Below are 12568 nucleotides of genomic sequence, written 5' to 3' on the forward strand. Positions count from 1 at the left end.
CCCGACCAAGGAGAAGGATCATGAACGCGAGCATCGCCGTCGTCGGCGCCGGCCCCGGCGGGCTGACCTGCGCACGCGTCCTCCAGGCCCACGGCATCGGCGTCACCGTCTATGACACCGACGCCTCCCGCGACGCGCGGAACCAGGGCGGCACCCTCGACATGCACACCGGCACCGGTCAGGCCGCCCTCGACGCGGCCGGGCTCCTGGAGCCGTTCCTGGCGCTCTCGCGGCCCGAGGGGCAGCGCATGCGGGTGCTCGACCGGGACGCGGCCGTCGGGTTCGACAAGGTGTTCGGCGGCAGCGGCGACGGCGCGCCCGAGATCGACCGGGGCCGGCTCCGCGCCCTCCTGCTGGACTCCCTGACGCCGGGCACCGTCCGGTGGGGTCGCGCCGTCACCCGCCTGGAGCCGCTGGGCGGGGGCGTCCACCGGGTCCACTTCGGCGACGGCTCACACGCCGACCACGACCTGGTCATCGGCGCGGACGGGGCGTGGTCCCGCGTCCGCGCCGTGCTGACCGGCGCCGTCCCCGGCTACAGCGGCGTCACCTTCGTCGAGGCCCGCTTCGACGACGTCGACACCCGGCACCGGGACATCGCGGCTCTCACCGGGGATGGCACCATGATGGCGCTGCACGACAACCGCGGCCTCATCGCGCAGCGCAACGGCGGCGGCCACATCCGCGTCTACATCGCCATGCGCGTCGCGCTCGACTGGCACGAGAGCGCCGGCGTCGACCTCGCCGACACCGGAGCCGTCCGCGCGGCGCTGCTGAAGGAGTTCCCCGGCTGGGACGCCTCGCTCCTCGCCCTCATCACCGGCAACGACGGCCCCTACATCAACCGGCCCATCCACGCGCTGCCCGTCCCGCACACGTGGGAGCACACCCCGGGCCTCACGCTCCTGGGCGACGCCGCGCACCTGATGTCGCCCTTCTCCGGCCAGGGCGCCAACCTCGCGATGCTGGACGGCGCCGACCTCGCCCGGGCCATCGCCGGCGCGGACGACCTCAACGAGGCCGTCCGCGCCTACGAGAAGGTGATGCTGCCACGCTCGGTCGAGGCGGCCGAGGGCGCGGCCGGGGCCATCGCCGACGCCATCGCCCCCGACGCCCCGGCCGGGGTCCTCGCCCACATGCGCGCGCACCACTGAGGCGACCCCGCACCGCATAGGATCATGTCCTGACCGAGGAACGAGGGGGTTCACGGTGGATCACTTGAACAGCGGGCTCGATCGCTTCGCCGGGCTCGTCCCGGGCGACCACGGCCTGTGCGTGGTCTCGACCCTGCGTCCGGACGGGACGATCCAGTCGTCGGTGGTGAACGCGGGGGTCCTCGCGCACCCGGTGACCGGGGCGCGGGTGGTCGGCCTGGTCGCGGTCGGCGGCGCCCGCAAGATCGACTACCTGCGCGCGCGGCCGCGCGCGAACGTGGTGGTCCGCTCCGGCTGGGAGTGGGCGTCCGCCGAGGGCCCGGTCGAACTCGCCGGCCCCGACGACCCGCTGCCCGGCGTGGACGCCGAGCGCCTCCGGGTGCTGCTGCGCGAGATCTTCACCGCCGCGGGCGGCACCCACGACGACTGGCCGACCTACGACCGGACGATGGCCGAGGAACGCCGCGTCGCGGTCCTGCTCACCCCCGACCGCGCGACCGGCAGCCCCGCCCGCTGAGCCGTACACGCAGCGCGAGGCAGGAACGGGCCTGCCAGCAGTCCAGGCGGTGACCCGGCCGGAACCGGCGCGGGGCGGCCTTCCTGGTCGCCGAGATCCATCACCCTTCGCAGGGGAAGCCGCATCTAGCGCCTCCGAAACAAAGGGGCTCCTAGCCCTTTGAGGAGTCCGTCGGGGGGGCGGAGAGGCGGCAGGCGCGGGCCACGCCGTCCAGCCAGTCCCGGGCGGCCGTTCGCTGCTCGGGGGTGAAGGCCGCCTCCAGATCGGCCTCGCGGCGGGCCACGGCGACGCGGGCCTCGGCCAGGCGCGTCCGGCCGGACTCGGTGATGTGGATCTTGTGTGAGCGGCGGTCGGACGGGTTCGGGCGGCGCTCGACCAGGCCCTGCGCCTCCAGGCCCGCGAGCATCTCGTTGGCGGCCTGGCGGGTGCTGGCCACCTGCCGGGCGATGTCGGCGACGGACATGCCCGGATGCGCCTGGGTCATGATCAGCGTCGCGTACTGCGGGGTCGACAGGCCGAAGGCCTTGAGCTCCTCGCCGATCGCCGCCCGCATGTTCAGCCAGACCGTGCGGACCTGGAACGCCAGCGTCCCGGTGTCGTGGCGATGGAAACCCAACGTTCGCCCCTTCGGAGATTGACAGGTTCCTGACGATCGGGCCATCATGCGTTTCGTCAGGTTCTTGACTATCTTAGCGAAGGTTCCCCATGACGAGTCCGCCCGCGTTGCCGGCGTCCAGGCAACGGATGATCCTCATCGTGCTGCTGTCGTCCTCGCTGCTGATCTGGCTGGACAACACGATCCTCTCGACCGCCTTCGAGACCCTCGCCGACCCCGAGCGGGGGATCGGCGCCAGCCCCGCCGAGCTGCAGTGGGTCACCGGCTCCTACACGCTGGTGTTCGCCACGCTGATGTTCACCGCGGGCGCGCTCGGCGACCGCTTCGGCCACCGCACCGTGCTCGCGACCGGGATCGCGGTCTTCGGCGCCGCCTCGGTGTGGGCGGCCTACGCCGGCGGCGCGGGCGGGCTGATCGCCGCGCGCGCCGCGATGGGCGTGGGCGGCGCGCTGATCATGCCCGCGACCATGGCGATCATGATGTGGACGTTCAGCGGCGCCGCGCGGGCGACCGCGATCGGGCTGTTCTCCTCCTCGGCCGGCGTCGGGATCGCGGCCGGGCCGCTGCTGGCCGGGCTGCTGCTCGAACGGTTCTGGTGGGGCTCGGTCTTCCTGGTCAACGTGCCGGTGACGGTGCTGGCGCTGGCCGGGATCCTCACGCTCGTCCCGAACTTCCGCAGCCCCGAGCGGCGCCCGCTGGACCTGGCGGGGCTGGCGCTGTCGATCAGCGGCCTCGCCTTCCTGGCCTACGGGCTGATCCGCGCGGGGCAGGTGGCGTCCTGGACCCCGGTGGACGTGTGGGCGCCGATCCTCGTGGGGCTGGTCCTGCTGGCCGCCTTCGTGGTCGTCGAGCTGCGGGCCCGCCAGCCGGGATTCGACCCCCGGCTGCTGGCCGAGCGCGTGTTCGGCGGCGGCAACGCCGCGCTCGGCATGCTGATGTTCGCCATGACCGCCGCGGGCTTCTACGGCGCGTTCTACCTCCAGGGGGCGCGCGGTTTCTCGCCGCTGGAGGCGGGTCTCGCGATCTGCCCGGTGGCGGCGGGCCTGATGGTCGGCGCGCCGCTCGCGGTCCGGCTGGTGAGCCGCTACTCGCTGCGGCCGGTCGCCGTCCCGGCGCTGGCCGTCTCGGCGCTGGCGATGGGCTCGGCCGCCCTCTTCGGGCTGCACACCCCGCTGGTGTGGATCGAGCTGGTGTTCCTGGTGCAGGGGCTCGCGATCGGGATGGTGATCGGCCCGGTGACGACGGAGCTGATGAGCACGCTGCCGTTGGAGCGTGCCGGCGCCGGGTCGGCGGTCACCAACACCGTCCGGCAGACCGGCAGCGTGCTCGGCATCGCGGCCGGCGGCACGATCATGTCGATCGCCTACAGGGGCGCGATCGAACCGTCGTTGCGCGACGTGCCGGGCACGGCGGGGGAGCAGGCGCGGGTCTCGGCCGAGCAGGCGCGGCACGTCGCGGCCGCGATCGACCGTCCCGACCTGGTGGGCGAGGCCAACGACGCGTTCATTCACGCCATGCACGTCGGCTCGGGCTGGACGATGCTGATCGCGTTCTCGGGGGTGGCCCTGCTGATGGTCGCGCTGCGTCCCGTCCGCCGGACCGTGCGGCCGGACGCGGCCGACGTCGGGGAGACGGCCGCGCCCGTGACGACGCCCGCCGGAGGGTGAGCGCGGGCCGTCCGGGGCCGGTCCGCGCCGGCCCCGGGCGGTCGGGTCACCAGCTCGCGGGCTTGCCCGGCGTGTGGATCCACACCTCGAAGAGCCGGTCGAGGTCCTGGCCGGAGATCTTCTCGGCGAGCGCCTCGAACTCCTCGGTGGTGGCGTCGCCGTACCTGTGGTCGGCGAGCCAGGTGCGGACCAGCCGCAGGAACGGCTCGTCGCCGATCCGCTCGCGGAGCGCCTGGAGGGCCATCCCGCCGCGGAAGTAGACCGCGCGGTGGAACATCTGGTCGCGGGAGGGGTCGGCCACCGTGATGTCCCAGAAGGCGGGCCGTCCCGGCGGGATGGGCGGCGGGTTGTCGTAGTCGCGCTTGAACACGTCGTGGGCGGACGGCCCGCCGTGCCGCTCGGCCCAGTACCGCTCCGTCCAGAGCGCGAAGCCCTCGTTCAGCCAGACGTCCTTCCAGCGGGCGGCGCTGACGCTGTTGCCGAACCACTGGTGGCTGATCTCGTGCACGACGCCCTTCTCGACGGGCTGCTTCTGGTAGGTGGGCCGGGTCTGGGTCTCCAGCGCGTTGTCGACGTTGAGCGGCGGGACGGCGTTGTTCTCGATGATGGAGCCGGTGGAGGTGAACGGGTAGGCGCCGAAGTAGCCCGCCAGCTCGTCGGTCGCCCGCGTGGTGCGGGCGGGGGTGGCGAGCGAGTCGGGGTCGTCGGCGACCTCCGGGTCGACGGCGTCGAGCTGCGGGATCCCTGTGCGGGTGGTGGTCGTGGACACGTTGAACCGTCCTATCGAGGCCGTCGCCAGGTACGTCGCCATCGGCCGGTCCTCCCGCCACACGAAGGTGTCCTCGCCGCGGGCGCTCCACCGCTTGACCAGGTGCCCGTTGCCGATCACCTGGAGGCCGCGCGGCACGGTCGTCTCGGTCGTGAAGTAGGCCTTGTCGCGCGGGTTGTCGTTGGAGGGGAACCAGGTGGAGGCGGCGTCGGGCTCGCCCACGATCGTGGCGCCGTCCCTGGTGTGCAGGAACCCGTACGGCAGGTCGAACACCACCGAACCGCCGAGCGTCACCGGGACGCCGTCGTAGCGGACGACCACCGTGAACGTGCGGCGCTCGCGCAGCCCCCGGCGCGGCGTGATCTCCAGCTCGCGCTCGCCGGTGCGCGCGAACGAGGCGGCGGCGCCGTCCACCCGCACCGACCGCACGTTCAGCTTGTACAGGTCGAGGTTGAAGCGCGACAGGTTCCGGGTGGCGACGGCCGTGATCGTGGTCGTGCCGGTCAGATGGTCGGTGTCCGGGTCGTAGCCGGTCTTGAGGTGGTAGCGCTGGACGTCGTAGCCGCCGTTGCCGAGGTCGGGGAAGTAGGGGTCGCCGAGCCCCGGGGCGCCGGGTTCGAAGCGGAGGTCGGCGGACGCGGCGGGCGCGAGCGGCCCGAGCGCCGCGGCGCCGGCCGCCGCGGCCGCGGCGACCGCGAGCGGGAGCCGGTGGGTGAACCTGGGAACCGCCATCGGGTGTCCTTCCCGGTCGGGTGGAACGATCTCTGCCGAACTGCTCAAACAAGATCATTACCGTCCCGGTGGCGAATGTCGATCATGGTTGGAGAACGATCGACGTGAGCCGGGGCCCGCGCGGCGAGGTGCCGGTGGGGCCACAGGTGGAGGCCGGCGCCGACCATGCCCACCGCCATGACGCCCAGCAGGAGGCGGTGGTCCACGGTGGCGATGAGCGCGGCGCCGATCATGATGGAGATCGTCTGAGGCCCGCTGGTGAAGGTCTCGGCGGCGGTGGAGACGCGGCCGAGCAGGGACGCGGGGGTCCGGCGCTGGAGGAGCGTGACGAAGGCGACCATGCCGACGGCGAAGCCCGCGCCGGCGACGACCCGTCCCGCGAGGACGGCGGGGAGCGCGGCCACCGCGCACAGGGCCGTGCCCGCCCCGAAGGCGCACAGGCCGACCGCGAGCGCCCCCATCTCGCCCACCCGCCGGACGGCCCGCGCGGATGCCAGCCCTCCGGCGACCGAGCCGACCCCCTGGGCGCAGGCCAGCACGCCGAGGAACTCGGGCGGGCGGTGCAGCCCCCGCTCGACGATCGCGAAGGACACCGACTCGCCCAGGCCGAGGACGAGCCAGGCGATCGCGGACGCGGTCATCGTGCGCCGCAGGGCCGGGTCGTCCACCAGGTGCCTGACCCCGGCCGACAGCTCACCCCGCCAGGACGGGCCCCCTCGCCGGACCTCGAAGCGCGGCGGACGGATCGCCGCGATGCTCCCGGCCGCGACGAGGAAGGTCACGGCGTCGACCAGCGCGACCGCCGCGCCGCCCAGGACCGCGAACAGCGCCGCGCCGGTCAGCGGGCCCGCCACCCGCAGCCCCTCCTTGATCCCTTGCAGCGTCCCGTTGACGGCGACGAGCATGTCGTCGTCCAGGAGCTCCTTGAGCAGACCGTTGAGCGCGGCGGCGGTGGCGACGAACAGCGTCCCGTAGAGCGCGGCGACCACGTAGATGATCCAGACGTCGCTCCGGTCGCGGACGGCCAGGAGGGGGAGCAGGACCACCGCCGCCACCAGGTTGGCGTGGACGAGGAAGCGCCGCTTGGACACCCGGTCGAGCAGCCAGCCGCCCAGGGGCGCCAGCGCGGACGGGCCCGCCAGGCACGGCATCACCATCGCGGCCGAGGCGGTGGAGCCGGTGAGGCTCTTGACCCACACCGCGAAGGTCAGCAGCATCACCGAGTCGCCCGCCATCCCGGTGGTGAGGCCGACGGTCAGCAGCCGCAGCTCGCGGTCACGCCACAGCGCCCCCGGCACCGGCCCTCACCGCGCGGGGTCGGTGGGGACGGCCGAGGTGAACACCGAGACCCGGCGGCTGCCCGGCGGGCGCCTGGACGGGTCGTCCCGGCGTTCGCGGTGGCGCAGCCTGATCTCGGTGAGCGCCGCGTTGATCTCGGCGAGCTCGGCGGCGGTGACCCAGACCGTGCTCTCGGAGAAGCCCGCCGCGTCCTGCCAGACGGCCGGGTCGGTGCGCCGCCACGCCTGCCAGGCGCGGATCAGGTCGAACTCCTGCTCCATGAACACCGCGCTGAGGGCGTCGCTGGCGGCGGCGACGGGGGCGGGCTCGTCGCTGCCGCCCCATTCCAGCGACCGTCCGGAGGGCCGCCAGGGGCGCTGGCGGCCCTGGCCCTCGCCGGTCTCCTCGGCGAAGCCGTGCTTGCCGAGCTGCCGCAGGTGCCAGGAGCAGTTGGCCGGGCTCTCGTCGACGTGCTCGGCCATCTCGGTGGCGGTCGCCGACCCCAGCTCGTAGAGGGCCTGCAAGATCCGCAGCCGGGTCGGATGGGCCAGGACGCGCAGCTCCTGCGGGTCGGTCAGCTTCCTGCGGTCGTTCCCAGGTTCGTCGCTCACACCTGGAGGTTAGCGCTCGAAAGAGTCTTTCGAAAGAGGCTTTCCACAGTGAACGCGCAGGTCTCGAATGAGATGGGAGGGGGGATTGTGGATCCCTGTGCCCGGTGCGCCGATCCTTTGTCGATTCGTGCCAAGATTCGTGGTCGCCCTGGGTGGTTCGGTGTTCAACCTGCGGTGGTTGCCCAGGCGGGCGCGGAGGTTGCGCGCGGGGGCTTGCCGGGCGCGGAGCCGCTGGTTAACGTGCTCTCAAATTTATAGGAAACCTTACTGTTGATTACGCGCCTGACTCGGGGTTCGGGGGAATTCCGCCATGTTTCCCTACCGTGCCGTTGGAGTGAGTCTTGCGTCCGCGCACCATCCTCAGCATCTTCGCCGCCCTCCTGATCGTCGTCCTCGTCCCGCTCACCGCCCGCGCCGAGGCGCCGAGCGCGACGTTCTCCAAGCCGTCCGACTGGGGGGCGGGCTGGGAGGGCAGGTACACCCTCACCAACGGGTCCGGCTCGGCCGTCGACGGATGGACGGTCGAGTTCGACCTTCCGTCCGGGTCCGCCGTCGGGGCCTACTGGGACGCCCTCATGACCAAGGACGGGGCGTCCCACTACGTCTTCCGCAACCGCGAGTACAACGGCGCGATCGCGCCGGGCAAGTCGGTGGTCTTCGGATTCACCGGGACGGGCTCCGGGAGCCCCGAGAACTGCAAGTTCAACGGCCAGCCCTGCACCGGGGGGTCCAATGAGCCGGGCGGCCTCGGCGCCCCCGCCTCGGTCAGCGTCAGCGGACGCACCGACACCGGGCTCACCCTGACCTGGAAGGCCGGCAGCGGAACGCCGACCGGCTACCGCGTCTACGAGGGCTCTGAGGTGAAGGCGACCGTCACCGGCACGACCGCCACGCTGAACGGCCTGGAGAAGTGCTCCACGCACAGCTACACCGTCAAGGCCTACGACGAGAAGGGCGAGTCGCCGGCGAGCGCCGCCACCACCGGGACGACGACCGGCTGCGCGACCGCGGCGCTGCCCAAGCACATCCTGACCGGGTACTGGCACGACTTCGTGAACTCCGCGAGGCCGCTGAAGCTCTCCCAGGTGCCCGACGAGTACGACGTCATCGCGGTCGCCTTCGGCGAGTCGACGAGCAACTTCGGAGAGGTCAGCTTCAAGGTCGACCCGGGCCTCGCCGGCAAGGTCGGCGGCTACACCGACGAGCAGTTCAAGGCGGACGTGAAGGCGCTCCAGGCCAAGGGCAAGAAGGTCATCCTGTCGGTCGGCGGTGAGAAGGGCGCGGTCTGGGTCGGCAACTCCAGCGCCGCGACGCTGTTCACGAACTCCGTCTCCAAGCTGATGGACGAGTGGGGCTTCGACGGTGTCGACATCGACATGGAGAACGGCATCAGCCCGCAGTACATGGGGCAGGCGCTGCGGGCGCTGCGCGCCAAGGCCGGCAGCAACCTGATCATCATGATGGCCCCGCAGACGGTCGACATGCAGTCCACCGGCGCGGCGTACTTCCAGCTCGCGCTGAACATCAAGGACATCCTCACCGTCGTCAACATGCAGTACTACAACTCCGGCACCATGCTCGGCTGCGACCAGGGCGTCTACAGCCAGGGCACGGTCGACTTCATGACCGCGCTGGCGTGCATCCAGCTCCAGGGCGGGCTGCGCGCCGACCAGGTCGGCCTCGGACTGCCGGCCGGTCCGGGCGCGGCGGGCGGCGGCGTCGTCCAGCCGGGGCTGGTCAACAACGCGCTGGACTGCCTGGCCAAGGGCACCGGCTGCGGCAAGTTCAAGCCGTCGAGCACCTACCCCGACATCCGCGGCGCGATGACCTGGTCCATCAACTGGGACGTCACCAACGGCGGCGGATTCGCCAGGACCGTCGGTTCGCACCTGAAGACGCTGCCGTAGAGGGGCCGACATGAGGAAGATCTGGGTCCTGGCGGTCATACTCGCCGGGCTGCTGGTGGCGGCGGGTCCCGCGCACGCCGAGAACGTCCTGTCCAACGCCGGGTTCGAGAGCGGCTCGCTGAGCGGCTGGACGTGCTCGGGCGGCGGGTCGGCGGTGACCACGCCGGTGCGGACGGGCAAGTACGCGCTGGCCGGCGGGGTCAGCGCCGGCGACAACGGCCAGTGCACGCAGACGGTGGGCGTCCAGCCCGGCACCGCCTACACGCTGAGCGCCTGGGTACGCGGCAACTACGTGTACCTGGGCGTGACGGGCGGCGCGTCCACTTGGACGCCGTCGGCCTCGGACTACACGAAGCTGACGCTGACCTTCACCACGGCGGCCGACCAGAAGTCGGCGCAGATCTTCCTGCACGGGTGGTTCGGCGCCGGAACGTACCACGCGGACGACGTCGTGCTGGACGGTCCCGGCAGCCCCCAGCCGGGGACGCCGGGCCGTCCGGACACCCCGCGGCTCGGATCGGTCACCGACGACTCGATCGCGCTGTCGTGGAGCGCCGCGCCGGGGACCGTCACCGGCTACCGCGTCTACGAGGGCTCGGAGGTGAAGGCGACCGTCACCGGCACGTCCGCCACGGTCGGCGGGCTGGCCAAGTGCACCACGCACGCGCTCACCGTCGCGGCCTACAACGAGGTGGGGGAGTCGGCCAAGTCCGACCCCGTCACCGGGACCACCGGCGGCTGCGTGGACACGGGCCTGCCCAAGCACGCGCTCATCGGGTACCTGCACGCGAGCTTCGCCAACGGGTCGGGCTACATGAAGATGGCCGACGTCCCGGACGCCTGGGACATCATCAACCTCTCCTTCGGCGAGCCCACCTCGGTGACCTCAGGCGACATCCGCTTCAACCGCTGCCCGGCGAGCGAGTGCCCGAGCGTGGAGAGCGACGCAGAGTTCATCGCGGCGATCCGCGCCAAGCAGGCCAAGGGCAAGAAGGTGCTGATCTCGATCGGCGGCCAGAACGGGCAGGTGCAGCTCACCACGGCGGCCGCGCGGGACACCTTCGTCCGGTCGGTGTCGGAGATCATCGACAGGTACGGGCTGGACGGCCTGGACGTCGACTTCGAGGGCCACTCGCTCTACCTGAACTCCGGTGACACCGACTTCCGCAACCCGAAGACCCCGGTGATCGTCAACCTGATCTCGGCGCTGAAGTCGCTGAAGGCCAAGTACGGCGAGAAGTTCGTGCTGACGATGGCGCCGGAGACCTTCTTCGTGCAGGTCGGCCACCAGTTCTACGGCGGATCGGGCGGCGGTGACGGCCGCACCGGGTCCTACCTGCCGGTGATCCACGCGATGCGGGACGCGCTGACCGTGCTGCACGTCCAGGACTACAACTCCGGCCCGGTGATGGGGCTGGACGGCCAGTACCACACGATGGGCGGCGCCGAGTTCCACATCGCGATGACCGACATGGTGAAGGCCGGGTTCACGGTCGCGAACACCGGCCAGACGTTCCCGGGGCTGCGCCCCGAGCAGATCGGGTTCGGGACCCCGGCCGCCGTCCCCGCGGGCAACGGCCACACCTCGCCGGCGCAGGTGCAGCAGGCGTTCACCTGCCTGGCCAAGGGCACCGGATGCGGCTCCTACACGCTGCGCGGCGGGCCGTCGCCGGCGCTGCGCGGGCTGATGACCTGGTCGATCAACTGGGACCGCTACTTCAACTGGGAGTTCATGAACGCCCACGAGCCGTTCCTCAACGCGCTTCCGTGAGAGCTCCGGCCCGCGCGCCGGAGTCCCCACCCCAACCGGAAGGAAGAAGATGAGATCCACCCGAGCGAAGGTCGCCGTCGCGGCGGCCGCGGTCCCGGCGGCGTCGGCGGTCGCCGTGCTGGCGCCCGCGGCCCCCGCCAGCGCGCACGGCACGATGTCGGACCCGCCGAGCCGCGTGTACGTCTGCAAGGACGAGGGTCCCGAGTACCCGAAGTCGGACGCCTGCAAGGCGGCCGTCGCGGTCGCCGGCACCCAGGCGTTCTACGACTGGAACGAGGTGTCGCTGCTGGACGCCGCCGGGCGGCACCGGCAGATCATCCCGGACGGGCAGCTGTGCAGCGCCGGGCGCGCCAAGTACCGGGGGCTGGACCTCCAGCGCACCGACTGGCCCGCCAAGCGCATCACCTCCGGCCCGCTGACGATCACCTACCACGCGACCGCGCCGCACGCGGCCAGCAACTTCGAGTACTACATCACCCGCGAGGGCTGGGACCCCTCGCAGCCGCTGCGCTGGGCCGACCTGGTCCACCTGCAGACCTTCAACAGGCAGAACCCGACCACGTTCACCAAGTGGACGCTGAACATCCCGCCGCGCACCGGCCGGCACCTGATCTACTCGATCTGGCAGCGGGTCATGGGCAGCAACGAGGCGTTCTACACCTGCTCGGACGTGGACTTCGGCGGCTCCAACGGCCCGACGACGCCCCCCACCACACCGCCGACGAACCCGCCGACCAACCCGCCGACGACGCCGCCCACCACGCCGCCCACCACGCCGCCCGAGAGCGGCACGTGGGCCGCCGGGACGGCCTACAAGACCGGCGACAAGGTCACCTACAACGGGGCGACCTACGAGTGCGTCCAGCCGCACACGGCGATCGCCGGGTGGGAGCCCGCGACGACCTCCGCCCTCTGGCGGACGGCCTGAGCGCGGCGCCATGAGGTACGGCGCACTGGCTCTGCTCGCCGCCTGCGTCCTGCTGCTGGTCGTCCAGTGCGGGGCCGTCGGCGGTTCGTCGTCGACCGCGCCCGCCGCCGAGCGCGGCGGGCCCGGGTTCAACGCCACCGACGTGATGTTCCTGCAGATGATGGTCCCCCATCAGGGGCAGGGCGTGCGGCTGGTGCGGCTGGTGCGCCGCCATCCCGTCCGCCCGGAGGTGGCGACCCTGGCGGCGGCGATCGAGTCCACCCAGCTCACCGAGGTCAAGGACATGGCGGGACGGTTGCGCGGGTGGCGGCGTCCGCCCACCGCGCCGCCGCACTCGCACGCCTCGCACGGCGGCATGCCCGAGACCACCCAGACCGAGCTGGACGCGCTCGACCGGACGCCCCCCGACCGGTTCGAACGCGCCTTCCTCAACCTCCTGATCGCCCATCAGGACGACACCGTCCAGATGGCGCGCATGGAGACCGGCGGCGGCCAGGACGCCTGGACCCGCCGGCTGGCCGAGAACGTCGACCGCTCCCGGTCCGCGCAGATCACGCGGATGCTGGCGATCCTCGGCTCCCGCTCCCCGCACAACCCATCCCAGAAGTAGGTGTAGGC

Annotated in this window: 11 protein-coding genes; 7 read left to right on the plus strand and 4 right to left on the minus strand. The window is 72.2% G+C overall.

Features of this window, described 5'->3' with window-relative positions:
* Positions 1-20: 20 nt before the first annotated feature.
* Both GNZ18_RS12920 and GNZ18_RS12925 read left to right on the plus strand, forming a co-directional pair.
* Positions 21-1154 (plus strand): FAD-dependent oxidoreductase, encoded by a 1134-nt coding sequence (locus GNZ18_RS12920; protein WP_156216542.1) that lies wholly within the window; start codon positions 21-23, stop codon positions 1152-1154.
* A gap of 55 nt (positions 1155-1209) precedes the next feature.
* On the plus strand, positions 1210-1671 hold the full coding sequence (locus GNZ18_RS12925) for a pyridoxamine 5'-phosphate oxidase family protein (protein ID WP_308166251.1): 462 nt from the start codon (positions 1210-1212) through the stop codon (positions 1669-1671).
* A 151-nt stretch (positions 1672-1822) separates the two neighbouring features.
* On the opposite strand, the gene GNZ18_RS12930 is transcribed toward GNZ18_RS12925, so the two are convergent.
* Entirely contained in the window at positions 1823-2287 is a 465-nt protein-coding gene (locus GNZ18_RS12930) for a MarR family winged helix-turn-helix transcriptional regulator (RefSeq protein ID WP_214619353.1), read from the minus strand.
* Positions 2288-2376: 89 nt separating this feature from the next.
* Between GNZ18_RS12930 and GNZ18_RS12935 the strand changes: the two genes are divergently transcribed.
* Entirely contained in the window at positions 2377-3954 is a 1578-nt protein-coding gene (locus GNZ18_RS12935) for an MFS transporter (RefSeq protein ID WP_216651270.1), read from the plus strand.
* A gap of 46 nt (positions 3955-4000) precedes the next feature.
* Here GNZ18_RS12935 and GNZ18_RS12940 read toward each other — a convergent pair whose 3' ends face one another.
* Genes GNZ18_RS12940 through GNZ18_RS12950 form a run of 3 tightly spaced genes read right to left on the minus strand, consistent with a single transcriptional unit; the run spans position 4001 to position 7344 of the window.
* Complete coding sequence (locus GNZ18_RS12940; protein WP_156216544.1) at positions 4001-5455, minus strand: M1 family metallopeptidase; 1455 nt, start codon at positions 5453-5455, stop codon at positions 4001-4003.
* A 44-nt stretch (positions 5456-5499) separates the two neighbouring features.
* Entirely contained in the window at positions 5500-6753 is a 1254-nt protein-coding gene (locus GNZ18_RS12945) for an MFS transporter (protein ID WP_156216546.1), read from the minus strand.
* A 6-nt stretch (positions 6754-6759) separates the two neighbouring features.
* On the minus strand, positions 6760-7344 hold the full coding sequence (locus tag GNZ18_RS12950; RefSeq protein ID WP_156216549.1) for a winged helix-turn-helix domain-containing protein: 585 nt from the start codon (positions 7342-7344) through the stop codon (positions 6760-6762).
* 341 nt (positions 7345-7685) lie between these two features.
* On the opposite strand from GNZ18_RS12950, the gene GNZ18_RS12955 reads away from it, so the two are divergent.
* From GNZ18_RS12955 to GNZ18_RS12970, 4 genes are read left to right on the plus strand one after another with little or no spacing between them, the layout of a single operon-like run.
* A complete protein-coding gene (locus GNZ18_RS12955; protein ID WP_156216551.1) occupies positions 7686-9251 on the plus strand; it encodes a chitinase in 1566 nt (521 codons plus the stop codon).
* A 10-nt stretch (positions 9252-9261) separates the two neighbouring features.
* On the plus strand, positions 9262-11022 hold the full coding sequence (locus tag GNZ18_RS12960; RefSeq protein ID WP_156216553.1) for a chitinase: 1761 nt from the start codon (positions 9262-9264) through the stop codon (positions 11020-11022).
* Positions 11023-11071: 49 nt separating this feature from the next.
* Positions 11072-11950, plus strand: coding sequence for a lytic polysaccharide monooxygenase auxiliary activity family 9 protein (locus GNZ18_RS12965; protein WP_156216555.1), 879 nt, complete (start codon positions 11072-11074; stop codon positions 11948-11950).
* A 10-nt stretch (positions 11951-11960) separates the two neighbouring features.
* Positions 11961-12560 (plus strand): DUF305 domain-containing protein, encoded by a 600-nt coding sequence (locus GNZ18_RS12970; protein ID WP_156216557.1) that lies wholly within the window; start codon positions 11961-11963, stop codon positions 12558-12560.
* Positions 12561-12568: the final 8 nt, after the last annotated feature.

The organism is Actinomadura litoris, from assembly GCF_009733595.1.
GTDB classification, from domain to species: Bacteria; Actinomycetota; Actinomycetes; order Streptosporangiales; family Streptosporangiaceae; genus Spirillospora; species Spirillospora litoris.